Below are 26,781 nucleotides of genomic sequence, written 5' to 3'. Positions count from 1 at the left end.
CCGATGCACGACGACACGAAGGACCGGCCGCGATACGGCCATATGCTCGGCGGACACCTGACGCTGGACGCGATCGTCTCGTTCCCGATCAGTCTGCTGGCCGCGTGGCTGGGATTGCGGCTCATCGCGCACGCCGCGTTCGACGCCGGCGAGCTGGCCGCATCACTGGCGATCACATGGCTGGGCGTCTCGCTGATCGACTCGCGTCTCGACTACGAACTGCGACGGGCGACGAACCGCACCGCACCGCCGATGCCGTGGCCGATGGTCGCCGTCAAGATGGCGCTGCCCTTCGCCCTGCCGTGGCTCGCGCTTCTCGCGACCGTATGGCATGCGGACATGGCGACCGTCGCGGCAGCGAGCGTCGCCGCCGGAGCGATCCGCCTGGCGGAGATCATCGGCCTCGAACGACCGTGGCGGGGCGAGGATCAGGAGACGGTCGACCGGCGGCGCCGGGAGCTGCAACGCATCACCCGCGAGACGGCTGAGGAGATCCGCGAGGAACGGCAATCCCGTACCGACACCTACGACCCCTATAACCTGCGCGGCAAACGGTGAATCGCCGTTCCTGCCCCCTCATACTTGGGATTCGTGAGAAAACGGCGAATCGACGCCCATGCAACCAACGGTTGCGCCGTGGTCGCGGCATTGTCCGGTTGCGTTTCACCATGGCAACCGCAAGATGGTGGCGAAAGCGGCGCCACCGTGCCACAGTGGGATCATCGTTCGGACACGACGATCCGACACCACCGACCAGAGGGGATGATGACGATGACTTTCCGCACCAATCTGCAGACTCTGCGTGCAAGGCGCAACATGACGCAGGAGCAGCTGGCCATGCTGCTCGGCGTTTCGCGGCAGGCGATCTCGAAATGGGAATCCGAGAAGGCGTACCCGGAAATGGACAAGCTGCTGGCGATCTGCGACCTGTTCGGCTGTACGCTTGACGATCTGGTGCTTGGCGACGTGGATCGGCCGGCGGCCCCCATGGGAACGACCGAGACCGCCCCGACCATCGCCGATGAGTCTCGCACGGTCGTACAACGGGAGGATGCTCCGACCGCCCCTCTGCCGAAGGACATCACCGGATACGACGCCCACCGCCTCCGATTCTCGATGCTGATCGCATCCGGCGTGACGGCGATCATCGCATCGGTCGGCGTCGCCAACCTGTTCGACCCGGAATATTCGATCATCGGCGTCAATCCGCTCAATGACTTCCTGATGTTCGTCTGCATCTGCGTGGGCGTGATCATCGGACTGGTTCTGTTGGTCCCGGGTGCCATGATGCATGCCGCGTTCAGACGGAATCACCCGTATGTCAAGGACTTCTACACCGAGGATAACCGCCGCAGGGAATCCCGGCTTCTGGCATGCGGCGTGGTCGCGGGCGTGGCGGCAATCCTAATCGGCATCGCGGTCGTCGTATACATGGACGAGGTGCGGGAGGTCACCGCGGGATGGCCGAACGCGGTCATGCTGCTGCTGTCCGCGGCCGCGGTGTTCGGATTCGTCTACTGCGGCATGCGGTACACCATGGTGAACATCGACGGCTACAACAAGGAAATCGAGCGGAGCCGGCGTCAACGTTCCGGTGACGCGCCGCAATCCGTGAAACTGTCCGGGGCGTTGAGCGGCATCATCATGCTCGTCGCCACGATCGTCGGTCTGACGCTGCTGTTCCTCGTCCCTGGGTCGCTGTTCTGGATGTCATGGGTGATCGGCGGTCTGCTGTGCGCCGTCACCGGAATCATCGTCGGCCTGTTCAAGGATCATGTCGACAAGTGAACGAACGGAAGCCACGGGCGGGACACTACGCATGGTGATGCTGTTCCTCCCCTCCCTTCATGAGGATCCGACGCAGGCCGGACCTCAAGGCGCCAACGGTACGCATTGCATACGTCATCGCGTTCCAGATTATACCGTCTGATGCCAATGATCTGTGTCCTGCGATACGGGATGCGAATACGGGGATACGGGGATACGGGGATACGGGGATACGGGGATACGGGGATGCTAACGATTAGTGGGTAGGTCGCAAAACAAAGTCACAGTACTGGCAACCTAGTGTCCGATAAGACACAACCCGATAAGACACAACACCGTCCATCTCCTGAAACGCGACGACAACCACTCAGCAGCCATCAATCGCGCCCTTGTTCATCGATGGCATCGATGAACAAGGGTCTTCGCCAGTCTGTGCGGCGAGAAGTCAGGCTTCGGCGTTGTTGCAGAGCCTTCCCATATGCGGGATATGAGAGAGAGTTCGCCTTGAGCGGGTTGGTTTCCATCACATGCCGGGTTCGAGCCCACCAACATACGCCTTCCCCCACCGCCATCAGTGTCTTATCAGACACCGGCCTGTCATTGGCCCCAAGAAGCATCATCACCATTCTCCGTAGCGGTTGGAAACACAAGCTTCTCGCAGCATTCATATCCATGAGCAATACGTAGGCAACGCCTTGCCGTTCCGGCACTACACTGGGAGGGACGGAACCGGGCGGGATACGCCGGCGCGATACGCGCGCACGATACCCTGTGGGGTTCCGTGAGTCGAACGTCAGTCATCAGTCATAAGGAGGCTGCCATGATCGATCATGTCGGATTGTTTGTCAAGGATGCGAACGAGCGCGCGGACTTCTATGAGAAGCTGCTGGCGCCGCTGGGATACGCGAAGAAGCACGAGTTCCCGGGCGCGGTGTGTTTCGAGAGCGCCGAGGACGGCGACAGCGTGTGGCTGGAATCGCCGAAGGACGGCGCCCCGGTCGTGCCGACGCATCTGGCGTTCCGCGCCGCGGACCAGGATGCAGTCAAGGCGTTCCACGCGGCCGGCCTCGAGGCGGGCGGCACGGACAACGGCCAGCCCGGTCCACGTCCGAACTACGGCCCGACCTACTACGCGGCGTTCATCCACGACCCCGACGGCAACAACATCGAAGCCTGCCTGCAGTAGGCACGGCAGGCATCCCACGGAAGCGGCGTATGAGACGGACGGATGCGCCCGTCCCATACGCCGACGATGCCGCCATCGGCACGTGAGCGCCCCCTCACCCGGGAACCGGATGAAAACCGGGCGAAAACCGGGCGAAGAGCACTCACTCCCACACGTCGAGGCGACGGTCCTTGTAGAAGTATTCACGGTCCTTCTCGCCGATCTCGCGCACGGCCTTGCACGGCACGCCGTACGCGACGGTGTTCGCCGGGATGTCGTGGCTGACGACCGATCCGGCGCCGATCACGCTGTTGTCGCCGATGGTGACGCCGGGCAGGATCGTCACGTTCGCCCCGACCCACACGTTACGTCCGATTGTGACCGGAATGCAGTACACGTAGTGGTGTTCGCGCAGGACCGGCAGCAGCGGATGCCCAGCGGTCGCAATGACGACGTTCGGCCCGAACATGCAGTAGTCGCCGATGGTGATGTCCGCGTCGTCGACGCAGGTGAAGTTCACGTTGCAGTAGACGCCCTTGCCCATATGGACGTGCGCGAACCCCCAGTTGGCATGTGCCGGCGTCTCGACGTGGCATCCCTCGCCGATCTCGGCGAACATCGCCTTGAGCAGCCGCTCCTTGCCGTCCACGTCGGTGGGATGGGTGCGGTTGAACTCCCACAGCTTCTCCTGGCATTCGAGCTGTCCGTCCATGATGTTCGGATCATCGTAGCGGTACGGCAGTTGCGCGGTGCGGCGCTCGGCGTTGGTGAGTTCGGTCATGACACTCCATTTTCCTTTATCGACACAGCGCAATAATCACCATGATGTTTGCGTTATCATTCTATGCCGCGCCGGAACGTCGCGCAATCCGGGAGGGGGCAACGGATACGGTCAGCCCCGGCATCGGGCACCGGCCCGACCGCGCGCCGCACACTCACGCACGGACGCCCGGACCATCGGACGCTCAGTCGCTCAGTCCAACGGCAGCACGGTGGTGGGCGATCCGGCATGCAGCGTCAGGCACCGGACCGGTTCGCCGTCAAAGGCGATGCGGAACACCGTCAGATCGTCCGACACCTCGTTCGCCGCGATGACGACCCGTCCGACCGCGCACAGATGCCGGGGGAGACTGCCCCCGCTGGACACGCCACGCCCACGCCATCCAGGCTTGCCGGCATCGGCGAGACGATGCAGTCGCGATCCATCCCAATGCAGCGCGACGATGCGTTCGGAACCGCGCAAACCCACGTAAACCATGCCGGATTCCGCGCCACGGTCCACGCCGGAGGCTCCGTCACGGCCCACACCGGCGATTCCATCAAGGTCCGCACCACCCCGGCCGTCACCGCCATCCGGCACGAAGGCCAGCGACGCGGCCTGATCGCCATCGTCGCCGCCCAGGTCGACGGTGTCGAGCACCCCGATGCCGCCCGTCTCCGGCTCGCCGCTGCACGGCCCCAGCACCGTGACCGTATCGCCCCATTCGCCGACGACGGCCACACGCCACGCGCCGTCACGCGAGGGCAGCAGGTGCATGTCTCTGGGACCAGTACCCGGTGCGAACACCACCGAGCCCACACGCACGAGCACGCCATCCCGCCAACGATGCACATGGATACGATCGGCGCCCAGATCGGTGCTCAGCACGCGGCCGTCGGGCAACGCGAGCGCCCAATGCGCATGCGGCCCCTCCTGCGCCGGCAGCGGACCATGCCCCTCGCCGTGCAGCACCTGCGCCACCTCGCCCAATCCGCCGCCGTCACCGATCGGGAACACGCAGACGGCCCCGCCGACATAGCATGCGACGATCGCGTGCCTCGCGCCGCGGTCGTCCACGGCGACCGTCACGTGCGTGGGCCCGGCACTGGGCACGGGCACGCGCGACACCAATTCGAGCCTCGGCTCGCCGCCGACGCGGGTCAGACGCAGCGCGGCGAGTTCATCGCTGTTCTCCAGCACCGCGTACACCATGTCGCCGTCCCGCTCCAGCCATGAGGGCGACGGCAGGTCGGACAGCAGTCCGGCGCGTTCCAGCGAAACCCCGGGCACATCGGCGGCCGCATGGATCGCAGGGCCCGCATATCCCGCCGAGTCGGCCGAATCCGCAGAATCCGTACGCCCCATATGTCCCGCACGCCCTACGTAATCCGCATGACCCGTATGTCCCAAGTGCAGCACATACCATTCGATCCCCGGGCTGTGGGACCCCTGCAGGGCGCCGAATCCGCCCACCAGCACGTCGATGTCTTCGCTCATGCCCTCCAGTGTAGGGACCGCCGGCGGCAGGATGCCCCTAGCCGACGCGTGCGAGATGCGTCGATCACGGCAGCAGCAGCGGACGCAGCGTCTCCTCGCCGACGAACCGGATGCCGGTCAGGCCGGACACAGCGGCGGCCGCCGCGTCCGCGTTGCGCTGCTTGTCGTCGACGAACGCCGCATGCGTCGGGTCGACGCCGAACCGTGCGATAGCGCGACGGTAGATCTCCGGGTCCGGCTTGTGTATGCGTTCGGCGCTGGAGACGACGACGCCCTTGAGGACGTCGAGTGCCGGGAACAGTTCGCGCGCCGCATCGACGTATTTGACGGTGAAGTTGGTCAGTCCCCAGCAGCGCACGCCGGCCGCGTCGAGGTCGCGCAGCAACCGCGCCATGCCGGGCAGCATGCCGGCGAGCGCGAGTCGCTGCCGCCGGAAGTACGTCGCGAACGCGCGCAACCGCACCGCCACGTCCGATTCATCCGATACATCCGATTCGCCAGATACGCCGTTCCCGCCGACGATGGCGCGTCGCGCCTCATCCCCGCCGACGCCATGATGTTCCGCGTAGTCGGCGAGGATCCGTTCCTCGTCCCAGCCCAGGTCGGACAGCTCGTCGTAGTGCCAGAATCCGTAGGGGTCGTCGCGGTCGAACAGCCGGTCGAGCACGTCGTCGGGGAACAGCCCCGCGACGGCCCGGCGCGGCCGCCAGTCGACCAGCACGTCGCAGAAATCGAAGATCACGTCGTCATAGGCGAACACGGCACTCATACGCGCCACTGTACGCCACGGCGTGTGCGCGAACGGACGGTCTCTCGGGAACCGGCACGGGAGGCCCTTCACTCGCCTGCGATTCCGCCGTTTTCGGCGCCTCCGTCCACGCACCCGCCCATATGAAGAGACCTGTCTCGAAAAGACGAGACGCGATGCTATGGTGTGATGCCGTCAAATACGGTGCCCGTCCCAAGTGATTCACGAAATCGACGGAGGGTCGCCACCTGAAATACCGCGTCTGCGGTCGACGTCGACCGGTCGAACCGTTTCGAACGCCGCAGCAACGTGGTGATAGTCCGGAACCACATCCGAAAACCGCATCATCCAAGGAACGAAACCATGAAATACACCGTCATCGGCGCGGGAGCCATGGGCCTGCGCTACGGCATCCTGCTGCAGGAGCACACCGACGCGCACGTCGACTTCATCGACACCTGGCAGCCGCACATCGACAAGATCCGCGAGCAGGGCGGCGTGTACGTCAGCCGCGACCATGAGAACCGCCGTCTCATCCCCATCAACCTGTACACCCCGGAGGAGTACGAGGGCGATCCGGACGTGTGGATCATCTTCATGAAGCAGATGCAGCTCGAGGAGATGCTGGGGCGCTGCGCCCACCTGTTCAAGGACCATCAGGTCGCGTTCAGCGCGATGAACGGCTGGGGCCATTTCGAGAAGATCGCCCAATACTTCCCCGAGGACCGCATCTACGGCGGCACCGCGCTCGTCGCCACCGTGCTCAACGGCCCCGGCGACGTGGACTTCATCGGCAAGTCCGGCGCCGGCACGATGCACATGTGCGCGATGACCAACGAGGTGACCGACATCGAGCAGGCCATCTTCGCCGACTTCCAGCAGGCGAACCTCAACCCGGAGATCGCCGACGACTTCAAGGGCATGTGCATGGCCAAAATCGTGTTCAACTCGGTGGTGAACACCCTGTGCACGATGTACCAGATCACTATGGGCCAGTTCATCAGCTATCCGGGCGCCCGCGACATGGCCATGCAGCTCATCAACGAGGCGTACGACGCGTGCGACCGCGCCGGCATCAAGCTCATCAACACGCGCGCCGAGGAGCTCGAGTCCGTCGACTACGTGAGCCGTACCGGCAACCCCCTGCACTACCCGTCGATGTACCAGGACATGAGCCGCGGCCGCAAGACCGAGGTCGACTACATCAACGGCTACATCGCCAAGCTGGGTCGTGAGAACGACTACGTGTGCCGCACGCACGAATTCCTCACCCACGGCGTGCATCTGGCCGAGCTCGCGTTCCAGTACCACCATCAGGGCGAGTGACGGCCTGACGTTCCATCCTTCCGATGGCGGACGAACCGGCCGCGCGACGGTCCGGTAATACGATGCGCGTACCATGCCGGACAATGGTCCGGCATGACCGTCGGACGTCAGGGAACGGAGGGACGACATGACGTATGCGCAGGCGCTGCTGGGGTTCGCGCTGGTGGCCGGTTCGATGGCGCTGCTGCCCGGACTGGACATGATGATGGTGGTCAACGAGACCATCAATTCGACGCGTCGACGCGGCATCGCCGCTGCCTGCGGCATTTCGTTCGGCGTGCTCGCATGGGCGGTGGCAGCCGCCGTTGGCCTCGCCGCGCTCATCAACGCGTTCCCGCTCGCCTACGATGCGATCCGCCTGTTCGGCGGTGTGTACCTGTTGTATCTGGCGCTCAGTCTCGTCCGCCGCCCGCGGAGGAAGGCGTCCGACGCCGCGGCTGCCGATGCCACGGCTGCGTCCGCGACGCGGACCGTCCCTCCCGTACGTTCCGTCGATGCGTCCGACGCGTCCGATGCATCCGATGCGTCCCGCGGCCGCCACGCGGGTTTCGGCACCCCCATCGTATCGTCGTTCGTGCGTGGGTTCCTCACCGACCTGTTCAACCCGAAGATCGGCGTGTTCTACATCGCCGTCATTCCCCAGTTCCTCGTGCCTGGGGTGGACCATCTGCGGATGGGCGTCTCGTTGGGGCTCATCCATTTCACCGAGAGCATGCTGGTGCTCATCACTCTCGCCTGCATGGCGGCGTTCTTCGCCGGCAAGCTCAGGTCGGAGCGGTCACGCCGCGTACTGAGCCTGGTGTCCGCCGGCATCATGGCCGTGCTTGGTGGCGTGACCATCGCCGACGCGGTGCGCAGTCGTCTCGCCGCGTGACCGTCTCGCCGCGGTCGCTTCGATTCCGCGGGTCCGGTCGTCGCCGTGCGGATACGCGAAGACCCGCTTCCGATTCATGTCCCGGTCAACGAGGCATTGTCGGATGCGGGTCTTCACACCGCCGGACGGTGATGCCGGAATCAGGCGTCCTTCTGGCTGATGAGCAGCAGCACGCCGCCGATGATGTTCAGGAAGATGAGGTCGCACACGCCGAAGGCCACGGTGTTGGGCTTCGTGCCCTTGTAGATGCCCCAGCTGCGCAGGGTCATCGGAATGCCCCATGCCAGCGGGATGAGCAGCCAGCACGTGGCGAGGACGCTCAGCAGGTTGAAGATGAAGGCGACCATGCGCAGCGTCTTGTCCGAGCTGGACATGGCGTACGTGGCGCCCGGGGCGATGGTCGTCGCCGGAGCGGCCTGCGCGTAGCCGGCCTGCGCGGGGGCGGCGGCCGGCTGCGGGGCGGCGCCCTGAGCGGGAGCGGTGTTGGCCGTCCACTGGTTGCCATCCCAATAACGAAGCTGCGAAGCGTTGCCGGACGGATCCGGATACCAACCGGGCTGTACTGCGGACATAAGAACCCTCCTTGAAGTACGACGCCCTCTTCTTCGGCGCCTGTTGTCACGTACGGCATTACGTATCTGTCGACGTAATGCATACTGTAGTCGCCGGAATGTCGCATTACCGTCTTTTTCCCATCCCGCAACGCCGAATTCATCCCACAACCGCGCTCAGACAGCGCGCCGCCCGCATGCCGATGCCGCGGACGCGTCCCACGCGTATACTGTTCGGGGCCGCGCAAGGCCGCCGGCCGCAACGAACGTGCGCAAGCAGGAGAAGACCAGAGGGAAGCATGAGCCAACCCGACCATGACACCGCATCCGTCGACGCGACGGACGAACCGAACCAGACCGCCGCCGCATCGCCGGCATCGACGACGGCATCGTCGAACACCCCGGACGCGACGTCCACGGACCATCCGGAACGCAGACACGCCCTGCACACGAACCTCAAACGCGGCATGGAATCGCGCCACCTGCAGATGATCTCCCTGGGCGGCGTGATCGGCACCGGCCTGTTCCTGAGCTCCGGATACACCATCCAGCAGGCGGGCCCCATCGGCACGATCCTCGCATACGGCATCGGCGCGCTCATCGTATACCTCGTGATGCTCACGCTCGGCGAACTGTCCGTGGCGATGCCGGTCACCGGCTCGTTCCACGTGTACGCGGAGAAGTTCATCGGCCCGGCCACCGGATTCGTCATCGCCATCCAGTACTGGCTCACGTGGACGGTGGCGCTCGGCAGCGAGTTCACGGCCGCGGGCCTGCTCATGCAGCGGTGGTTCCCGCACACGCCCACATGGATATGGAGCGCGGCGTGCATCATCCTCATCTTCACGGCGAACGCGCTGTCCGTGCGGTTCTTCGCGGAGGCGGAGTTCGTGTTCGCCTCCATCAAGGTGTTCGCGATCTGCGCGTTCATCGCGATCGGCCTGCTCGCCATCTTCGGCATCATCCCCATCGCCGGATACACGCATGCGCCCATGTTCGGCAACCTCGTCAAGGACGGCGTCTTCCCGAACGGCTTCATGCCGGTGTTCGCCACGATCCTCACGGTGAACTTCGCGTTCTCCGGCACCGAGCTCATCGGCGTGACCGCCGGCGAGACCCGCAACCCGGAGGTGGCGGTGCCGAAGGCCATCCACACCACGCTGTGGCGTCTCGTGCTGTTCTTCATCGGCTCGATCACGGTGATGTGCGCGCTGATCCCGTGGCGCCAGGCGGGCGTGGGCGAAAGCCCGTTCGTGCTCGTGTTCAACTCCATAGGCATCCCGTACGCGGCGGACATCATGAACTTCGTGGTGCTCACGGCCGTGCTGTCCGCCTCGAACTCCGGCCTGTACGCGTCCACGCGCATGGTGTGGTCGATGGGCAACGAAGGCATGATCCCCCGCTGGTTCGCGAAGACGAACCGTCACGGCGTGCCGATGCTGGCCCTGTGCGCGGCCATGGCCGGCGGCCTGCTCGCCCTGCTGAGCTCGGTGGTCGCGGCCTCCACCGTGTATCTGGTGCTGGTGGCGCTGTCCGGCCTCTCGGCCGTGGTGGTGTGGATCGCGATCGCGTACTGCCAGATCGCATTCCGCCGCAAATGGGTGGCGTCCGGCCACTCGGCGGACGAGCTCGTCTACCGCACGCCCGGATACCCGTACACCTCGTGGGGCGCGTTCATCCTGTGCACGGCCTCGTTCCTGCTGGTGTTCTTCGACAAGGAGCAGCGGTTCGCGCTGGGCGCGGAGCTCGTGTTCATCGCGGTCTGCTACGCGGCGTACTTCCTGCAGCAGTGGTGGCGTCGCCGTCACCCGGTGGCCGAAGTCCAGCTGCCATAGGGCGGCGGCGCATACGCGTTGTCCGTCACGATGTGCATCGCGCCGGACAACGTGACGGACACCATTGCGGGCAGCCGCATATGTAGCGCAGGATGAACAGCACGCGACGCTGCGATGAAATCCGTCACCCACGCGGAGAGCGGCCCGCGGACGCTCCGTACACTGGGGAACCGTGAACATCATCGCGCCACCGTCGCCCGCCGGAACCGACGGTTCCTCATCAGACGAGGCCGTCGGCCGCACGGAGGCCGACGCGACGTTCGGACGACGTCTCCTGCGCGTCCTCGTCGTCAGCGAATCGTCGCTGGAACAGACGAACGGCGTGTCCGGCAGCATCCGACACATCCTCGACCGGTTCGCCGAACGCGGGTTCGACGCGCGCGTCATCGCACCGGGACCGGCGCCGGAAGGCGGCGCATACGCGGGATATCCCGTCGAAGAGACGCCGTCGTTCCCGATCCAACGGTTCAACGTGGCGGTCACGACGAAATCCTCGGTGATCCGCGACATCCTCGATGGGCCGAAACCGGACGTCATCCACGTCGCCGCGCCGATCTCGAAACTCGGCCATGCGGCGCTCATCGCAGGCGACGAACTGCACGTGCCGACCGTCGCCATCTACCAGACCGACGTGGCGCAGTACGCGCGCCGGTTCGCACGCGAAGCGGTGACCGGCGAGAAAGGCGTGGACGGCACGGCACCGTCCGCAGCCGAGCGTTCCGCAGCCGACCGTTCCGCATCGAAGAAGGACGCCGACAGCGCCTGGCCCCGGCATACGAAATGGCTCCGGCGCATCGGCAAGGCGGCCGGGGAACAGGCGGAACGCATCGTGGCGGAACGCATGGCCCGCATGCACAATCTCGCCACCATGACGCTCGCCCCCACCGAGGATGCGCGCGACCGGCTCGAATCGTTCGGCGTGGACCCCGACCTCATCCGGCTGTGGGGCCGCGGCGTGGACACCACGCTGTTCTCCCCCACGCGCGCCGACGACCCGCAGGCCCGCGCATGGCATCGGGAATGGAGCGACGACGGGCGGCTGCCGGTCGTCGGGTACGTGGGCCGGCTCGCCCCGGAGAAGCAGGTGGAACGCCTCGTCGCGCTTGATGGGCTGCGCATGCGGCTGGTCGTGGTGGGCGGCGGCGTGAGCGCACGGGAGCTGCGCAGACGTCTGCCGCACGCGGTGTTCACCGGCATGCTGCACGGACGCGACCTCGCCGACGCCTACGCGGCGCTGGACGTGTTCGTGCACACCGGTGCGGAGGAGACGTTCGGCCAGACCATCCAGGAGGCGATGGCGAGCGGACTGCCCGTGGTGGCGCCGGCGAGCGGAGGCCCGCTCGACCTGGTGGACGAGGGCAGGACCGGACTGCTGTTCGACCCGCACGACGAGGACGACGCCGACCTGCACGACCGCGTGGGCAGGCTCATCGACGACGACGCGCTGCGGCACGGCATGGGGGCCGCCGGACTGGAAGCCGTCCAAGGACGCACCTGGCCGGCGATGGTCGACCGGCTCATCGACTACTATCATCTCGCCATGGAGCTGCGCATGGCGCAGGACGGATGACCGCGTTCCGCGGGGTTGGGAGGCCGATATGACCGGTCGGATCAGTGCATGCCGCTTCGGTGTGGTCATGCTGCGCATATTCTGGTGGACGACGCTGGTGTTGGGGCTGGCGTTGGCGGTCACGTTGGCGACGCTGCTGACGGTTTCATGGCCGACGTCGTGGGGCGACGGCTGGCCCGCATGGACGATCGCGCTGGTGCTGGTGTTCCTGATTGAATCGGTGGTGTTCTGGACCGGCATCATCACCGTGTATCTCACGTCGGTGCAGTTGGGGTTGAAGATTCGCGTGATCGGCATCCTGTGCGGCTGGATTCCGATCGCGAACCTGGTGGCGCTGCATCTCATCATCCGCACCGTGGCGGAGGAGGTGCGATTCGAATCGGCGAAGGAGCGTCTGGACCGTTCGCGTGCGGCGGCACGCGTGTGCGCGACCCGTTATCCGGTGCTGCTCGTGCACGGCGTCTTCTTCCGCGACACGAAGGCGCTCAACTATTGGGGCCGCGTGCCGGCGGAGCTGGAGCGCAACGGCGCGACCATCTATTACGGCGAACACCAGTCGGCCGCATCCGTCGCGGACAGCGCGCAGGAGCTGACCGCGCGCATCCGCGGCATCGTCGAGACGACCGGCTGCGGGAAGGTGAACGTCATCGCCCATTCGAAGGGCGGACTGGACATGCGCTATGCGATCGCCCGCTGCGGTGCGGGACGTTGGGTGGCGTCGCTGACGACCATCAACACGCCGCATCGCGGTTGCGGGTTCGCCGACTATCTGCTGACGAAGATCCCGGCCGGGGTGCAGCGGCGTGTGGCGTCCGCCTACAATGCGGCCGCCTCGCATCTGGGCGACAAGCAGCCCGATTTCATGGCCGCCGTGCATGACCTCACGCAATCCGGGTGCGCCCGGCTCAACGGGGAGATCGGCGACGGCGCGCTGCTGGCGCAGGGTGCGGCCGCGGCCGCCCGGCCCACGTTCCCCGGAACGCCGGCGGGCACGCCGACGTGGCCGGCACCCGGCACGGCCGTCCCTCAGGTCGTCCCGACGGCGGTCACGCCGGTCACACCGTCGTCCTCCATGACCGTCGGTTCCGCCGCGTCGCACGACGACCCGTTCGCCGGCATCGTCTGCCGCAGCGTCGGCTCGAAGCTGGCGCACGCCACGACCGGCAAGTTCCCGTTGAACTTCACGTATCCGCTGGTGAAATGGTTCGACGGCCCAAACGACGGCCTGGTGTCGTTGCCGTCGTTCCCGTGGGGCGAGAGCTTCACCTGGCTGGAGCCGAACGGCGTGCGCGGCATCTCGCACGCGGACATGATCGACCTGAACCGCGAGAACATCCCCGGATTCGACGTGCGCGAGTTCTACGTGCAGCTGGTGGCGGATCTGAAGCGTCGCGGATTGTAGGGACCGCGGGGTGCGTCGCCGTTCTCGGCACCGCCCCTTGTCGTCCGTCCGGTCCATCCGGGTTTCCTTGCGCTGGGAACATCTCAGCGCAACAAATCCCGGCAGTCGACCGGAATCCCCGGGATTCCTTGCACTCAATCAGTCTCAGCACAAGAAAACCCGGGGCTCTCGGCACAGGCAGAACGAACCTCGGTCTATGAACGACGCCGGAACGCAAAAGGCCACCGCTACTGCGGTGGCCTTGACGGGTGGGCGATGTAGGAATCGAACCTACGACCCCTTCGGTGTGAACGAAGTGCGCTAGCCGCTGCGCCAATCGCCCGTGCATATTGAATTGTCAGGTCGAAAAACAAAACCGGCAGTCACCTGCCGGCCGCTATTCGAGTGGGCGATACAAGATTCGAACTTGTGACCCCTTCCGTGTCAGGGAAGTGCGCTAGCCACTGCGCCAACCGCCCGGTTGTCGTCAGCCGGCGAACCGGCTTTCAGAGAGCGGACAACGGGACTCGAACCCGCGGTCTCAACCTTGGCAAGGTTGCGCTTTACCAACTAAGCTATGTCCGCAGTGCTTCGTGCGAAGCAACAGGTGGAAAAGATACGCGGTTTTCGTCGACCATGCAAATCGCGGCGCGTCGTCGGCGTGTCGCACACAACGAAACGCAACGGCACGACGGCTTCCGTCGCGTTATACCGCCATGTCACACGATTACAATGGGGCTGGTTGAAGCCTTGCACGACGGGGAGGTGACGATGGCCAACGTATTCGATTATGTGAAGCGCGAGACGCGGCAGCTCACCGACCCCGACGCGCCGTTCAACGAGGTGGATGCGCTCGTGTTCGCCTCCCTCGCCTACGAGGACGTGGCGCGCATCTCCCCCACGCTGTCGCTGGCGGACGACAAGGCCGTCTCGTTCGCCGCCCGTCTGCGTGCGTTCCGTCCGCGCCATCCATGGATGTGGGTCAAGGGCCTGGTCGACGAGCCGTTCCCCTCGATGACGCTCGTGGAGGCGAACGACGCGCTGCACCGCGGCGACGACGTCGCGCGCGAACCGTCGGACGACGACGCACAGGAACCGGAATCGGCCGGCACGGACCGACGGGCCGACGGCGCGGCGACGCACGACGTGGAGATGGTCGGACTCGCCGACCCCGAGGAGACGCACGCGTTCTTCCGCGCCGTGGCCGAATCGCCGCGTTTCGCCGCCACACGGCTGGGCGCGGTGGTGGAACACGTGAATCCGGGCGAACAGACGCAGTTCGCCGCCATGACGTTCCGACTGCCGGACGGCCGCGGCTGGAACGGACGCCCGCTCGCATCGCGCGCAACCGGAACGCAGGACGGAGAGTCGCGACACGGATGGCCGCATCGGAACGTGGACCCGACGCGCGGCGGCACACTGGTCATCGCGTTCCGTGGCACCGACGACTCGCTCATCGGCTGGAAGGAGGACTTCAACATGTCCTTCCAGTATCCGGTGCCGGCGCAACGCGCGGCAAGCGCATACCTGGACATGGTGGCGCGCCTGTGGAAGGGCGACATCGTGCTGACCGGGCACTCGAAGGGCGGCAATCTGGCGGTGTACGCGGCGATGAACGCCGACGAGGAGGTGCGGCGCCGCATCCGACACGTGTATTCGCTGGACGGCCCGGGATTCCCACCGAACGTGGTGACGTCACGCCAGTATCTCGCGACGCAGCCGATGGTGACGAAGATCGTGCCGAGTTCGTCGATCGTGGGGCAGATCTTCGAGACACCGGAGCCGTGCCGCGTGGTGGCGTCCGATTCGGACGGCATCATGCAGCATTTCACGTTCTCATGGCAGGTGGAGGGCGACCATTTCGTGGCCGAACCGGATCTGGCCTCAAGCTCCCAGCTGTTCAACGAGTCGTTGAACGCGTGGATGCGCGATCTGACGGTGGAGCAGCGTGAGCGTGCGGTGGACGCGTTGTTCGCGGTGCTGCATGCGAACGGCGCGACGACGTTCTCCGAGGTGATCGCAGGCTTCCCCGGATCGATTCCGGCGATGGTCGCCTCGATGTTCGGCCTGTCCGCGCAGGACCGCCGTCATCTGCTCGAGGCGACGGCCATCCTGGTCAAGGCCGCGATGGCCCGCGGACCCCGCGGACCCCGTAGCGGCCGATAGCCGCGGAAGCCACCCGCTTGGCGCGAATTCCGGACGCTGGCGAACGTCTCCTTATTGGTTATACTGTCTAGACAAGCTGTCTAGACCGACGCCATAAACGATAATCACAAGGAGGAGCCATGCCACGCCCACGCAGGGATTCGACCATCCCACCCGCCAAGGAGCGCATGGAGAGCGCGTTCTGGAAACTGCTCGGGGAACGCGAATACCGACACATCACGGTCACCGACATCGTCCGCGACGCCCAGGTGAACAGAAACTCGTTCTACTACCACTTCTCCGGGCTGCCGGAACTCGCCGACGCCGCCATCCTCACCGAAGTGCGCTCGTCGCCCCTCGTCCAGGACGTGCCGGACCCGGATGCTGACCCGCAGCTGCAATGGCGCAAACGCATCACCCATTTCATGAACTCGCCGCGCGAACGGGAACGCCTCGACCGACTGGCGCTGCTCGCCGGCCCGCACAGCTCCCCCGAGCTCATCGAGTCGCTGCGTGATTTCGCGCGCATGTCGCTCATGCAGATGCTGGAGCTGACCGCCGACGACCTCGATCTCAAGACCGACCTGACCATCGACTTCTCCGTGGGCGGGCTGCTCGCCATCCTGCACCGCTGGCCCGAACTGCGTCAGAGCGTCTCCATGGACGACCTGCTTAACGAGGACATCGCCGTGCTCGCCATGGGCATGTACATGTCCATGTCCAAGGAGAACATGCTCGCCTACTGGAACCGCATCTTCAACAAATAGCGGACGGGCGACGGGACACGGCAGACCGACGGACCGGTGGCGGACGGTCCGGACGCATGCGCCGACGCGACCGGGACCGGTGGACGCACGCGTCGCGGAAGGAACCCCGCAGAGCCGGCGCAGGCGCACGGACCGTGCATCGTTCCCAGTGCTGTGCGGTTTCTCACAGGGATGAATCGCGCGCGGGTGATGGCGTTTCCCGCCCGGGCGCGGAATGATGGAAGCTATGACGAACGACGATTCCACACGGCAGCTCTTCGACATCGCGGACATCCCCACCGTCGCCCCCATGGCCTGCGGCGCCTCGCACACCGCACACCACGCACGGCTCCGGAGCGACGACGCGAAAGCCGGCGCCACCACCGCGGACGCGGCGGCGGCCGCGCCCACGCAGCGCACGGAACCCCCGCGCACACGCACCGAACACGACTGCATCGGCGAGATGGAGGTGCCGGCGGACGTGTATTGGGGCATCCACACGCAGCGCGCCATCGGCAACTTCCCGGTCTCCGGCATCACCGATTCGCAGCATCCGGAACTCATCCGCGCCTACGCGACGGTCAAACGCGCCTGCGCGTCCGCGAACGAGGAGCTGGGGCTCATCGACCCGGACAAGGCGCGGTTCATCCGCGAGGCGTGCGTGGAGATCGAAGGCGGCAAGCTCGCCGACCAGTTCCCGGTGGACGTGATGCAGGGCGGCGCCGGCACCTCGTCGAACATGAACATGAACGAGGTGATCGCGAACCGCGCGCTCGAGCTCGCCGGGCATGAACGCGGCGACTACGCGTACATCCACCCGAACGACGACGTCAACGAATCGCAGTCCACGAACGACACGTATCCGGCCGCCTGCAAGCTGGCTCTCATCGACGCGCTGCACCCGCTGAGCGAATCCACGAAGGCGTTGGCGCAGGCGTTCCACGACTTGGCCGACAAGCACATCAACGACGTGACGATCGGCCGCACGCAGCTGCAGGACGCCGTACCGATGACGTTCGGCCAGGAGTTCCACGCATTCGCCACGCTGCTCAAATCCGATCTGGCCGCCTTCGAACGGCTCGTGCCGCAGCTCGCCCAGCTCAACCTCGGCGCCACCGCCATCGGCACCGGCATCTGCGCCGACCTCCGGTTCCGCAAGGCGGCGACCGCGCATCTGGCGCGCATCACCGGCCTGCCGATCACGGCGGCGCCCGATCCGGTGGCGGCGATGACCGACATGGGCGCGTACGTCTCGACCTCCGCGGCCCTGAAGAACCTCGCCGTGCATTTGAAGAAGGCGGCCGACGACCTGCGTCTGCTCAATTCCGGCCCGCGATGCGGCTTCAACGACCTCGACGTACCGGCCCGTCAGGCCGGGTCGAGCATCATGCCCGCGAAGGTGAACCCGGTGATCCCGGAATGCGTGAACCAATGCTGCTTCATGGTGTTCGGCATGGACGTGACCGTGAACTGGGCGGTGGCGGAAGGCCAGCTGCAGCTCAACGCCTTCGACCCGGTGATGGTGCACGAGCTGCTCACCGGCATGGCGTTGCTCACCAACGCGATGGACGTGTTCCGCACGAACTGCGTGGAGGGCATCGTGGTGCACACCGAGGTGGGACGCGCGCACGCCGAATCGACGCCGTCGATCTCGGCCGCGCTCAACCACTACATCGGCTACGAGCAGGGTTCGGCGATCGCCGCGGAGGCGGTGCGCTCCGGGCGCACGGTGCGCGAGGTGGCCGGCGAGATGACCGACCTGCCGGCGGACCAGCTGGACGAGATCCTCGACCCGGCGAAGCTGGCGCGCGGCTTGGGCCAGACCTGCCGCGAGCACATGGTGTGAGGTGTGAGCACACGGGCGCGCACAACGCCGCCCCCGTCTTCCAGCCGGAGCCGTCCCCGCGGCGAAGCCGGCCTCGACCGGAAGACCTTCACCGCTTCTTCTCCGGAGATTTCCGGTAGATATGTACCGGACGCCCAGCCGCACGGTTATCGTGGACCGTATGAACGATTTCCAGACGACGATGCTTGACTGGCTCCGGGCGAACAGCGGCAAACTGATCCTGCTGATCATCGTGTTCGCCGCCGCGTGGGCGGCGGACCGCATCCTGCGGCGCGTGGTGCGCAAGGTCCTCGACAATTCACAGATTCCCAGCGCCTCAATCTTCGTGAACCTCATGCGCGTGGTGGTGTGGTGCGCGGCCGCCACGGTGGTGCTGCAACCGGTGTTCGGCATCAACCCCACCACGCTGGTCACCGCCCTCGGCATCGGCGGCGTCGCCCTGTCGCTGGGCCTGAAGGACACGATCGCGAACGTGATCGGCGGGTTCGGGCTCATGCTCGGCAGGGTCATCCAGCCCGGCGACCTGGTGTCCATCCAGGGCGTCACCGGCACAGTGGTGGACATCACGTGGCGGCATTCAATGATCGAGACCCGCGGCGGCGACCGCATGGTCATCCCGAATTCGATCCTCAACACGGCCTCGCTCACCCGACTCACGCCGGTGAACGAGAGCATCGCCACGGTGCCGTTCACGGTGAAGGGCAGCTGCGACCCGGACGAGGTGAGCCGGGACATGATCCGGCGTGTCGAAGCGGGTGCCGCGGACGTGATGCGCCCGGAGAACCCGCCGCTGGTGAAGTTCACCGGATTCTCGCCGTACGGCGAGGAGGGGCAGATCCTGGTGTTCGTGCGGGACGGCATCCTGCTGTCCACCGCGCAGGACAAGGCGGCGCGGGCCATCGCCACCGCCGATTATCTCGTCAAGGACGGCGGCGCCTCGGAATGAGCCGTCCGGCCCGTATCGGCTTATACGGCGAGAACCATTCAATCGGCATCGTCCGATACGGTGCGGTCCGGGCGACGTCGCCCGGACCGGAAGCCGTCAGCCGAAGGTCAGGATGCCCATCTGCCACAGGCCGAGCACGATGGTGAGCACCGTGTAGACGATCATCGCCGGGTTGAGAAAGGCGATTCGTACGCCTTGCCAGCCCGGCAGCCGTTCCGGCGGATCATAGAATTCGATGGAGCGCCAGTTGCGCGCAAGCAGCACGACACCGCCCACGGCCACGGCCATCAGCGCGAAGCTGTACAGGAGAACACCGATTATGCCCGGATTGGCCTGCGCCGCCGCCATCATCTCCTGTTCGGTCATCGTCCCCTCGGCAATCCGGGACGTCTGATCCCCGGCCAGGGACATCACCAGCGGCGCCACCAGCGCGCCGTTCGTGTTGAGGATCATGTGCATGGCCACCGAATACCGCAGCCGGCCGGTACGCATATACACGTACCCGAACACCAGTCCTATGCCGAACGCATAGAAGAACTGGAACAGGTTCATGTGGAACAGTGCGAACGCGAACGCGGACAATGCGATGGACGTGCGCTCACCGTATCGCCGCGTTCGGTCGATGAGCTGCCTGCGGAACATCCATTCCTCGAAGAACGGCGCGATGAGCACCATGAACAGGGCGTTCACCCAGATGTCGCCGTTGGCGATGAGGTCGTTGATCCGGTTGGTGGCGGTGCCGCCGGAGATGATCTTCGACAATCCGCTGCCGATGAGATTGCCCGCCATCATGATGGGGAAGCAGACAGCGAGCATGGTGAGGAAGCGTCGCACGTCCAACGGGAACTGTCTGACCTTGAGGACGGGCACGCGCGCGAACACCAGCATGGACAACGGCATGGCCACGCAGTAGAGCGGCACGCCGGAGACCGCCAACGTCACCCAGACGGGCGCCCCATCGGGGAAATACGGGTCCAGCAGGCCGCCGATCACCATGCCGAGTCCCACCCATACCGCGATGACCACGCACAGGCCCACGCCGATGAGCACGAACCGGCGGTGCGCCTCGAAGAGCGAGGCCCCGCCGGCACGTCCGGCGTTTCCGTCGCCGGGACGGCCGGGACGGCCGGGTTGTAGTCCCTGCGGCGGCTCCGGGGGTTGCCCCATCAGCCACAGTCCCGAATCGGATTGGTAGGTCTGCTCCTCCGGCACGTCGAACCGCGGCGGCATCCGTCCGGGGGCCTGCGGCCGCCCCGTCTCCGGCTGCGGCGACTGCGGTCCTTCCGACTGCGGAGCCCCCGATTGCGGCCCATTCTGCGATTGCGGCCTGTCCTGCGGCCCCCATGGCTGCGGCGTCTGTCCACTCATGACACCCAGCTTACGGCATGCCGGCGGGCGGCCCGGCCGTCGGAAAGCGGGACCGGCGGAACCGGCCCATCATGTCGCAGCCGGCCCATCACGTCGCAGCCGGCCCATCATGTCGCAGCCGGCCCATCACGTCGCAGCCGGCCCATCACGTCGCAGCCTGCCCATCACGGAGGAACCGGCGAGACGACAAAGCCGTCGGACCGGAGCATGACCATCACTCCGATCTGACGGCAAGCCTGTCGGTTCCGGAAACGAACCGACCGCACAATCGGCCGACGAACGACGACCGGCGAACCGGCCGAAGCCGAAGGCCGCGCCTTCAGCAGGCGAGCGCGGCGACGGCGCGAGGCGTGACGACCACCTCGTCACCGGGGGCGAGCCCTTCGGGCAGCTCGTTGGCGGGCAGCTGCACGGTGACCTTGAGGCGTTCGCCCTTGTTCCAATGCACGAACTCGTCGCTGGAGACCACGCAGTCCACGCGGGCCACGGCGCCAAGGAAGTGGATGACCTCCACGCGGGCGCGCTCACCGGTCGCAGGCGCGCCGGCGGCACCGGCAGCGCCGGTACCGTCCACGCGCGCCAGCGCGATGTTCTCCGGACGCACGAGCACCGCCACCGGATCACCCTTCTTGGAGCCGGGCAGCAGCGGCACGCGCTGGCCGAACACCACGGCCTCCTCGCCGTCGGAGACGCCGGGAAGACGGTTGGTGAGACCGATGAACGTGGCCACGTATTCGGTGGCGGGACGACGGTAGAGGTCCTGCGGGGCGGCGATCTGCTCGATGCGCCCGTGGTTCATGACGCCGACGCGGTCGGCCACGGCGAGCGCCTCCTCCTGGTCGTGGGTGACGAACACGGTGGTGGTGCCGGTGTTGAGCTGGATGCGGCGGATCTCATCGCGCAGCTGCACGCGGACCTTCGCGTCGAGCGCGGACAGCGGCTCGTCGAGGAGCAGCACGCGCGGCTTGATGGCGAGGGCGCGGGCGAGGGCGACGCGCTGCTGCTGGCCGCCGGACATCTGCTGCGTGTACTTGCCGGCCTGGTCCTTGAGGCCGACGAGTTCGAGCTGCTCCATGGCGATGCGGCGGCGTTCCGCCTTGCCGACGCCGCGCACTTCGAGCCCGAATTCGACGTTCTCGACGGCGGTCATGTGCGGGAACAGCGAGTAGGCCTGGAACACCATGGCCATGTCGCGCTTGTTGACGGGCACGCCGGTGACGTCCTGGCCGCCGACGAGGATGCGGCCGCCCTGGATGTCCTCGAGTCCGGCGAGGGAGCGCAGCGCGGTGGATTTGCCGCAGCCGGATCCGCCGAGGAGTACGACCATCTCGCCGGGCTTGATGTCGAGGTTGAAGTCGTCGAGCGCACGCTTGGTGGCGCCCGGGTAGATCTTGACGACGTCCTGCATCTGGATGCCGCCTCCACGCGTGGTGGAGTCCTTGAGCAGGGCCTTGGCGGCCGCGGTCACATCGTGGCCGTGGACGCCGTCGAGCGTGGCGTTCGGGTCGTTCTTGAACGCGTCCTCGTCGGTCTTCGGGGCCGTCACATTGTGTTCTGCAAGAGACATGGTGGTTTACTTGCCTTCCTTGGATTTGGCAACGCGCTCGGAGATGAGGTCGAGCGCGACCAGCAGCACCACGCCGAACAGCAGCGCGAGCAGCGACATGGCGGTGGAGATCTGGGAGTTGGACTGGCCGAGCTGGTAGAGCGCGACCTGCAGGTTCATGCGGCCGAGCAGCGAGGCCACGGTGTATTCGCCGAGCACGACGGCGATGGAGATGAAGCTGGCGGACAGGATGGACTGCCACAGGTTCGGGATGATGACGCGGAAGAACACCTTGGGCCAGGACGCGCCGAGCGAGCGCGACGCCTCGACCAGCGTCTTCACGTCGATGGAGTTGAGGCCGACGGCGATGGCGCGGAACGCGAACGGCATGACGAGCACGACGTACGCGAAGCACAGCCAGATCGGGTTGGTGTTGAGCAGCGAGGAGCTGAGCCAGCGGTAGATCGGACCGAGGCCGACGACCAGCACGATGGCGGGGATGGTGAGCGGCAGGGTGGCCACCCATTCGATGGCGCGTTCCAGCGCCTTGGAGCGGATGTGCACGATCACCATGGTCGGGACCATGAGCAGCAGCATGAGCACGACGGTCACGGCGCACAGGGCGAGCGAGGCGCCGAGCCCCTGCCACAGCACGGTGAGGTCCGCGCCGAGCGACTCGCCGTTGCCGGTGAAGATCGCGACCCACGGGGCCAGCGACCAGCGCCCGGACAGCGGATGGCGCAGCGTGAAGACGAGCATGGAGATGAGCGGCACGAACAGGAACGCCAGCGTGAAGAACAGGATGACGAACTTGATGACGCTCTGCCGGCGCACGCGCGCGGCGCGCAGCTGCGGCGGACGCTCCCCTGTCGGCTCAAGCGTTTCGGTTGATTTCACGGCTTCGTTCACTGCCAACGTCCGGCCCTCTTTTCCACGGCATGGCTCAACAGCATGACGATCGCCACGACGACGATCATCGCGAACGCCAGCACCTGGGCGAAGCCCTGCTGGTTGGGGTCCATCTCGTTGCGCATGGCGCCCTGGATCATCAGCGGCACGAGGATGGAGCGCTGGGAGAACAGGGCGGCGGCGGTCGCGTACGCGGAGAACGCGGAGGCGAACAGCAGCAGGAACGCGGAGATGAAGCGGGGCGCGAGGATCGGCAGGGCCACGCGCGTCCAGTATTGGACGGTGTTGCCGCCGAGCGACTCGCACGCCTCACGCCACTGCGGGCGGATCGAATCGACCGCGGGCAGGAAGATGATGATCATCAGCGGGATCTGGAAGTAGCAGTAGACGGTCACGAGGCCCGGCAGGGAGCTCAGCCAGTTCGGGTTGACGGTGAGGCCCGTCATCGTCTTGATGAGCATGGTGCCGATGCCGTTGATGCCGATGGTCGCGATGAACGCGAACGCGAGCATGACGCCGCCGAACTGCGCGAGCACGGACGAGATCGCGGAGATCATGCGTCGCAGCAGGCCGTTCGGCTTGGCGCCGATGACGAGCGCGTAGGAGGCGAGGCCGCCCACGACGGCGCCGATGACGGACGACGCGACGGACACGACGATCGACGTGACGAACGCCGCGATGGTGTTCGGTTCGGTCAGTTTGCTGAAGTTGGCGAGGGTGAAGCCGCCGTCACGCGTCTGGAACGCGCCGATGACGACGATGATGGTGGGGGCGAGCAGGAAGCACGCCGTGTAGGCGAAGAACGGGAGCGTCACCATGAAGGTGCCGAGCTCCTTGCGGTGCTTCGCCAGTGTGGAGGAGGTAGCCGACGGGCCCGCCGGCCTGGTGGCGGCGGACCCGTGCTGTGCGATTGCTGCGGTCATGGCTTGTGATGCCTTGATTGCGGATGCGCTGGACGCTGACCGTCAGTTGCCGATGGTCTGGTCCCAGTTGTTCTGGAGCCATTCGGTGATGCGGTTGGCGTCGTCGTTGCTGTAGCTGACCGGCTTGCCTTCGATGGTGACGGCGTCCTTGAGGGTCGCCTGGTCGACGGTGCCGTCCTGCTTCATGGAGTCGAGGAGGACCGGGTTGGCGCCGCCCTTGAACCACAGGTTCTGGGCTTCGGCGGTGTACAGGTACTCCTCCCACAGGCGGGCGGCGGCCGGGTGCGGCGCGTCCACGTTGATGGCCTGGTTGTAGTAGCTGACGACCTGGGCCTTCGGGAAGGTCTTGTACTCCCAGTTGACGCCCTTGCTCTTCAGCTCCTTCTTGTAGGAGGCCTGGTTGTAGGTCCAGTCCATGACGACGCCGGTCTGGCCGGAGTCGATGGTGCCGTTGGTCACGTCGACGGTGGTGAGGTTGCCGGCGTCCTTGAGCTTCTTGAAGAAGTCGAGGCCGGGCTGGAGGTTCTTGGTGTCGCCGCCGGCCAGCTGGTTGACCATCAGGTAGCCGTTGAAGGCGGCGCCGGCCTCGGCGGGCTTGCCGTTGAGGGCGACGGTGCCGGCGAACTTCGGGTCGAGCAGGTCGTTGAGGCTCTTGATCTCGCCGTACTTGTCCTTGTTCCAGCCGATGGACATGATGCCGGTGTAGTCGGCGTAGTAGGCGCCGTTGGCGTCCTTGTTCTCATCCGGGATCTTATCCCAGGCCTGCACCTTGTAGGGGGCGAAGGCGCTGGTGGAGGTGGCGGCGATGGACTGGCCGACGTCGAACACGTCGGGGGCGGCGTCGGTGCCCTTGTTGGTCTTGGCGGCGTCGAGCTCCTCCTTGGAGGAGGCGTTCGGGTTGAGCTCGGTGATCTTGATCTTCGGGTACTTCTTCTTGAAGGTGGAGATGACCTCGCCGTAGTTGGACCAGTCGTGCGGCAGGGCGATGACGTTCAGGGCGCCTTCCTTCTCGGCGGCCTTGACGAGGTCGTCCATGGTGCCGAAGTCGGCGAGCGACGTGGCCTTGGCGGACTTCTGGTCGACGGTGACGGCCTTGCCGGTGGAGGCGTTGCCGCCATCGGAGGAGGCGTTGCTCGAGCCGCAGGCGGCCATCGAGAACGCGAGCACGCCGGCGATGGCGCCGGCGGCGATCTTACGCATGTTCTTCATTGGGATCCTCTTTACTCAACTGACCTCTAGGGAGTCGGGGCTTTCATTCGCGCTGTATTCACGCGGCCCGTAATTCCAAGGCAGAACGCTACGGCCGTTATCCGTCGCGACATCGACGTCCCGGTGAACTCCGTGCGACGTTGCGCGAAGCATTGATGAATTCGGGGAAACTATAGATGAATTGCGACGTGGACTGGAATATGGGCTGCGACGTCTACGTCGTTTTCACCGCCTTGCGACGACGACGGACGACGTGGCCGTGTGGGGAGGCACCGATACGACGAGGGGACGGTTCCATTCGTCGGACCGCCGCATCGCACGCCGAAAACGCCGTCGGCCCTCCCGCCCGCGACATACGGACGGAAGGGCCGACGGCCCGCGCACGACGTGCGCGGGAGACGACGTACGCAAGACGCGGAACGACTAGCGCAGCACCCCTTCGATGAGACGCGTGATGAGCTCGGTGTAGCTCACGCCGGTGGCGTCCCACGCCTTGGGGTACATGGAGATCGGCGTGAAGCCGGGCATCGTGTTGATCTCGTTGACCATGACGGTGCCGTCGGGCTGGACGAACGTGTCCACGCGGCTCAGGCCGGCGCCGTCCACCGCGGTGAACGCGCGGCGCGCCACGTCGCGCACGTCCTCGAGCACGCTGACGGGCAGGTTGGCCGGCACCTCCACATGGCTGGCGGAGGCGTCCATGTACTTGGAGTCGAAGTCGTAGAACTGGTCGTCGTCGTTGTGGTCGAGCACGATCTCGCCGGGCCAGCTGGCCTCCGGCTCCTCGCCGGGACGCGCGGCGAGCACGGCGCATTCGATCTCGCGCCCGTCGATGCCCTGTTCGATGAGCACTTTCCAATCGTGCCTGCCGGCCTCCACGATGGCCTTGCCGAGCACTTCGGCCTGCTCCTCGCGGGTGGAGGCCTCCTCCACCTTGGTCACGCCGAAGCTGGAGCCGGCGCGGGAGGGCTTGACGAACAGCGGGTAGGCGAGCCCGGCCTGCTCGACCTGGGCGAGCGCCTCCTCGGGGCGCACGGTGCGCGCGTCGACGGTCACGCCGGGCGCGGTGGGGATGCCGGCGGCGTTGAGCACGACCTTCGTGTAGTGCTTGTCCATGCAGGCGGCGGAGGCGAAGACGCCGCAGCCCACGTACGGCACGTTCATCATCTCGAGCAGGCCCTGCACGGTGCCGTCCTCGCCGTACGGGCCGTGGAGCACGGGGAACACGGCGTCGACGTGGCCGAACGGCTCGAGCGTGCCGTCGGCGTTGCGGGCGAAGAAGCCGTCCTGGCCTTCCGCCACGTCGAGGACCACGTCGCGCGACGTCGCGGTCCGTTCGACGACGGGCAGCGCGCCGCCGTCGAGGTTCCAGCCGCGCGGGTCCTCGCCGTCGACGATCCACTTGCCGTCCTTGGTGATGCCGACCGGAATCGCCTCGAACCGGTCGGTGTCGAGCGCGCCGAGCACACCGGCCGTCGAGATGCAGGAGATCGAATGTTCGTCGGCGCGACCGCCATACAGCACCACGATGCGCTTCTTGGCCATGTTCCTACTTGTTCCTTTCGTCGCCGGCATGGTCCGTGGACCGTGCCGGCCGGCCGGTTGCTCCCCGTCCGTTGTCCGTTGTATCCGTTTGTCCGTCGTCGATTATGGTCCGCGGGAGGACGTC

At 66.1% G+C, this 26,781-nt stretch carries 22 protein-coding genes and 3 tRNA genes; 12 read left to right on the top strand and 13 right to left on the bottom strand.

The features are described 5' to 3' along the window. Positions 1–3 precede the first annotated feature (3 nt). The 3 genes from JS531_RS01910 to JS531_RS01900 all read left to right on the top strand — a co-directional run bounded on the left by JS531_RS01910 (position 4) and on the right by JS531_RS01900 (position 2,953). A complete protein-coding gene (locus tag JS531_RS01910; RefSeq protein WP_214311879.1) occupies positions 4–558 on the top strand; it encodes a hypothetical protein in 555 nt (184 codons plus the stop codon). A gap of 213 nt (positions 559–771) precedes the next feature. Next, positions 772–1,788 (top strand): helix-turn-helix transcriptional regulator, encoded by a 1,017-nt coding sequence (locus JS531_RS01905; RefSeq protein WP_214311865.1) that lies wholly within the window; start codon positions 772–774, stop codon positions 1,786–1,788. Between the two features lie 799 nt (positions 1,789–2,587). Beyond that, positions 2,588–2,953, top strand: a complete 366-nt coding sequence (locus JS531_RS01900; protein ID WP_214311863.1) for a VOC family protein — start codon at positions 2,588–2,590, stop codon at positions 2,951–2,953. Between the two features lie 142 nt (positions 2,954–3,095). Here the strand turns inward: JS531_RS01900 and JS531_RS01895 are convergent, their stop codons facing one another. The 3 genes from JS531_RS01895 to JS531_RS01885 form a co-directional block, all read right to left on the bottom strand. Continuing rightward, on the bottom strand, positions 3,096–3,713 hold the full coding sequence (locus JS531_RS01895) for a sugar O-acetyltransferase (protein ID WP_214311861.1): 618 nt from the start codon (positions 3,711–3,713) through the stop codon (positions 3,096–3,098). 192 nt (positions 3,714–3,905) lie between these two features. Then, the gene (locus tag JS531_RS01890; RefSeq protein WP_217625614.1) at positions 3,906–5,189 is read right to left on the bottom strand and encodes a beta-propeller fold lactonase family protein; all 1,284 of its coding nucleotides are present in this window, start codon (positions 5,187–5,189) and stop codon (positions 3,906–3,908) included. Between the two features lie 64 nt (positions 5,190–5,253). Beyond that, positions 5,254–5,958, bottom strand: coding sequence for an HAD-IA family hydrolase (locus tag JS531_RS01885; RefSeq protein ID WP_214311859.1), 705 nt, complete (start codon positions 5,956–5,958; stop codon positions 5,254–5,256). 342 nt (positions 5,959–6,300) lie between these two features. Between JS531_RS01885 and JS531_RS01880 the strand changes: the two genes are divergently transcribed. Beyond that, positions 6,301–7,263 carry a ketopantoate reductase family protein gene (locus tag JS531_RS01880; RefSeq protein ID WP_214311857.1) on the top strand — a complete coding sequence of 321 codons (963 nt, stop codon included), beginning with the start codon at positions 6,301–6,303 and terminating at the stop codon, positions 7,261–7,263. 127 nt (positions 7,264–7,390) lie between these two features. Next, the gene (locus JS531_RS01875; RefSeq protein ID WP_214311855.1) at positions 7,391–8,137 is read left to right on the top strand and encodes a LysE family translocator; all 747 of its coding nucleotides are present in this window, start codon (positions 7,391–7,393) and stop codon (positions 8,135–8,137) included. 140 nt (positions 8,138–8,277) lie between these two features. Here JS531_RS01875 and JS531_RS10940 read toward each other — a convergent pair whose 3' ends face one another. Beyond that, positions 8,278–8,709, bottom strand: a complete 432-nt coding sequence (locus JS531_RS10940; RefSeq protein WP_240541984.1) for a DUF2510 domain-containing protein — start codon at positions 8,707–8,709, stop codon at positions 8,278–8,280. 278 nt (positions 8,710–8,987) lie between these two features. On the opposite strand from JS531_RS10940, the gene JS531_RS01860 reads away from it, so the two are divergent. From JS531_RS01860 to JS531_RS01850, 3 genes are all read left to right on the top strand, one after another. After that, a complete protein-coding gene (locus JS531_RS01860; protein ID WP_346427748.1) occupies positions 8,988–10,523 on the top strand; it encodes an amino acid permease in 1,536 nt (511 codons plus the stop codon). Positions 10,524–10,695: 172 nt separating this feature from the next. Then, positions 10,696–12,093 carry a glycosyltransferase family 1 protein gene (locus tag JS531_RS01855; RefSeq protein ID WP_214311853.1) on the top strand — a complete coding sequence of 466 codons (1,398 nt, stop codon included), beginning with the start codon at positions 10,696–10,698 and terminating at the stop codon, positions 12,091–12,093. 28 nt (positions 12,094–12,121) lie between these two features. Next, entirely contained in the window at positions 12,122–13,495 is a 1,374-nt protein-coding gene (locus JS531_RS01850) for a triacylglycerol lipase (protein WP_214311851.1), read from the top strand. 249 nt (positions 13,496–13,744) lie between these two features. Here JS531_RS01850 and JS531_RS01845 read toward each other — a convergent pair. The 3 genes from JS531_RS01845 to JS531_RS01835 form a co-directional block, all read right to left on the bottom strand. Continuing rightward, positions 13,745–13,817, bottom strand: a tRNA-Val gene (locus tag JS531_RS01845). A gap of 63 nt (positions 13,818–13,880) precedes the next feature. Continuing rightward, positions 13,881–13,953, bottom strand: a tRNA-Val gene (locus tag JS531_RS01840). A gap of 33 nt (positions 13,954–13,986) precedes the next feature. Then, positions 13,987–14,059, bottom strand: a tRNA-Gly gene (locus JS531_RS01835). Positions 14,060–14,245: 186 nt separating this feature from the next. Here JS531_RS01835 and JS531_RS01830 point away from each other — a divergent pair. The 4 genes from JS531_RS01830 to JS531_RS01815 all read left to right on the top strand — a co-directional run bounded on the left by JS531_RS01830 (position 14,246) and on the right by JS531_RS01815 (position 19,157). Next, positions 14,246–15,640: a DUF2974 domain-containing protein gene (locus JS531_RS01830; RefSeq protein ID WP_214311849.1), complete on the top strand. Its 1,395-nt coding sequence runs from the start codon at positions 14,246–14,248 to the stop codon at positions 15,638–15,640. 119 nt (positions 15,641–15,759) lie between these two features. Continuing rightward, positions 15,760–16,386, top strand: a complete 627-nt coding sequence (locus JS531_RS01825; protein WP_214311847.1) for a TetR/AcrR family transcriptional regulator — start codon at positions 15,760–15,762, stop codon at positions 16,384–16,386. A 226-nt stretch (positions 16,387–16,612) separates the two neighbouring features. Next, positions 16,613–18,211 carry an aspartate ammonia-lyase gene (locus JS531_RS01820; protein ID WP_276313095.1) on the top strand — a complete coding sequence of 533 codons (1,599 nt, stop codon included), beginning with the start codon at positions 16,613–16,615 and terminating at the stop codon, positions 18,209–18,211. A gap of 160 nt (positions 18,212–18,371) precedes the next feature. Further along, complete coding sequence (locus JS531_RS01815) at positions 18,372–19,157, top strand: mechanosensitive ion channel family protein (protein ID WP_214311845.1); 786 nt, start codon at positions 18,372–18,374, stop codon at positions 19,155–19,157. A 96-nt stretch (positions 19,158–19,253) separates the two neighbouring features. Here the strand turns inward: JS531_RS01815 and JS531_RS01810 are convergent, their stop codons facing one another. The 6 genes from JS531_RS01810 to JS531_RS01785 form a co-directional block, all read right to left on the bottom strand. Beyond that, a complete protein-coding gene (locus JS531_RS01810; protein WP_214311843.1) occupies positions 19,254–20,525 on the bottom strand; it encodes a CPBP family intramembrane glutamic endopeptidase in 1,272 nt (423 codons plus the stop codon). A gap of 319 nt (positions 20,526–20,844) precedes the next feature. After that, the gene (locus JS531_RS01805; RefSeq protein WP_214311836.1) at positions 20,845–22,092 is read right to left on the bottom strand and encodes an ABC transporter ATP-binding protein; all 1,248 of its coding nucleotides are present in this window, start codon (positions 22,090–22,092) and stop codon (positions 20,845–20,847) included. Positions 22,093–22,098: 6 nt separating this feature from the next. Beyond that, positions 22,099–22,986 (bottom strand): ABC transporter permease subunit, encoded by an 888-nt coding sequence (locus JS531_RS01800; RefSeq protein ID WP_214311834.1) that lies wholly within the window; start codon positions 22,984–22,986, stop codon positions 22,099–22,101. Further along, complete coding sequence (locus tag JS531_RS01795) at positions 22,977–23,903, bottom strand: ABC transporter permease subunit (protein ID WP_214311832.1); 927 nt, start codon at positions 23,901–23,903, stop codon at positions 22,977–22,979. The genes JS531_RS01800 and JS531_RS01795 overlap by 10 nt, the downstream gene beginning before the upstream one ends. Before the next feature lie 42 nt (positions 23,904–23,945). Beyond that, positions 23,946–25,112 (bottom strand): ABC transporter substrate-binding protein, encoded by a 1,167-nt coding sequence (locus tag JS531_RS01790; RefSeq protein ID WP_214311830.1) that lies wholly within the window; start codon positions 25,110–25,112, stop codon positions 23,946–23,948. A 423-nt stretch (positions 25,113–25,535) separates the two neighbouring features. After that, positions 25,536–26,657 carry a D-alanine--D-alanine ligase family protein gene (locus tag JS531_RS01785; RefSeq protein WP_214311828.1) on the bottom strand — a complete coding sequence of 374 codons (1,122 nt, stop codon included), beginning with the start codon at positions 26,655–26,657 and terminating at the stop codon, positions 25,536–25,538. Positions 26,658–26,781 lie beyond the last annotated feature (124 nt).

It is taken from the genome of Bifidobacterium sp. CP2, from assembly GCF_018555635.1.
Lineage (GTDB): Bacteria > Actinomycetota > Actinomycetes > Actinomycetales > Bifidobacteriaceae > Bifidobacterium > Bifidobacterium saguinibicoloris.
Note: the sequence above shows the minus strand (reverse complement) of the source record. Positions and strands in the feature narration are given on the sequence as shown.

What these genes read in the sequence shown, in the direction of transcription:
- JS531_RS01815 (WP_214311845.1), top strand. Translation starts at nt 18,372, where the DNA reads ATGAACGATTTCCAGACGACGATGCTTGACTGGCTCCGGGCGAACAGC.
- JS531_RS01880 (WP_214311857.1), top strand. Translation starts at nt 6,301, where the DNA reads ATGAAATACACCGTCATCGGCGCGGGAGCCATGGGCCTGCGCTACGGC.
- JS531_RS01810 (WP_214311843.1), bottom strand. Translation starts at nt 20,525, where the DNA reads ATGAGTGGACAGACGCCGCAGCCATGGGGGCCGCAGGACAGGCCGCAA.
- JS531_RS01850 (WP_214311851.1), top strand. Translation starts at nt 12,122, where the DNA reads ATGACCGGTCGGATCAGTGCATGCCGCTTCGGTGTGGTCATGCTGCGC.
- JS531_RS01825 (WP_214311847.1), top strand. Translation starts at nt 15,760, where the DNA reads ATGCCACGCCCACGCAGGGATTCGACCATCCCACCCGCCAAGGAGCGC.
- JS531_RS01790 (WP_214311830.1), bottom strand. Translation starts at nt 25,112, where the DNA reads ATGAAGAACATGCGTAAGATCGCCGCCGGCGCCATCGCCGGCGTGCTC.
- JS531_RS01895 (WP_214311861.1), bottom strand. Translation starts at nt 3,713, where the DNA reads ATGACCGAACTCACCAACGCCGAGCGCCGCACCGCGCAACTGCCGTAC.
- JS531_RS01805 (WP_214311836.1), bottom strand. Translation starts at nt 22,092, where the DNA reads ATGTCTCTTGCAGAACACAATGTGACGGCCCCGAAGACCGACGAGGAC.
- JS531_RS01910 (WP_214311879.1), top strand. Translation starts at nt 4, where the DNA reads ATGCACGACGACACGAAGGACCGGCCGCGATACGGCCATATGCTCGGC.
- JS531_RS01820 (WP_276313095.1), top strand. Translation starts at nt 16,613, where the DNA reads ATGACGAACGACGATTCCACACGGCAGCTCTTCGACATCGCGGACATC.
- JS531_RS01890 (WP_217625614.1), bottom strand. Translation starts at nt 5,189, where the DNA reads ATGAGCGAAGACATCGACGTGCTGGTGGGCGGATTCGGCGCCCTGCAG.
- JS531_RS01830 (WP_214311849.1), top strand. Translation starts at nt 14,246, where the DNA reads ATGGCCAACGTATTCGATTATGTGAAGCGCGAGACGCGGCAGCTCACC.
- JS531_RS10940 (WP_240541984.1), bottom strand. Translation starts at nt 8,709, where the DNA reads ATGTCCGCAGTACAGCCCGGTTGGTATCCGGATCCGTCCGGCAACGCT.
- JS531_RS01795 (WP_214311832.1), bottom strand. Translation starts at nt 23,903, where the DNA reads ATGACCGCAGCAATCGCACAGCACGGGTCCGCCGCCACCAGGCCGGCG.
- JS531_RS01905 (WP_214311865.1), top strand. Translation starts at nt 772, where the DNA reads ATGACTTTCCGCACCAATCTGCAGACTCTGCGTGCAAGGCGCAACATG.
- JS531_RS01860 (WP_346427748.1), top strand. Translation starts at nt 8,988, where the DNA reads ATGAGCCAACCCGACCATGACACCGCATCCGTCGACGCGACGGACGAA.
- JS531_RS01785 (WP_214311828.1), bottom strand. Translation starts at nt 26,657, where the DNA reads ATGGCCAAGAAGCGCATCGTGGTGCTGTATGGCGGTCGCGCCGACGAA.
- JS531_RS01885 (WP_214311859.1), bottom strand. Translation starts at nt 5,958, where the DNA reads ATGAGTGCCGTGTTCGCCTATGACGACGTGATCTTCGATTTCTGCGAC.
- JS531_RS01875 (WP_214311855.1), top strand. Translation starts at nt 7,391, where the DNA reads ATGACGTATGCGCAGGCGCTGCTGGGGTTCGCGCTGGTGGCCGGTTCG.
- JS531_RS01900 (WP_214311863.1), top strand. Translation starts at nt 2,588, where the DNA reads ATGATCGATCATGTCGGATTGTTTGTCAAGGATGCGAACGAGCGCGCG.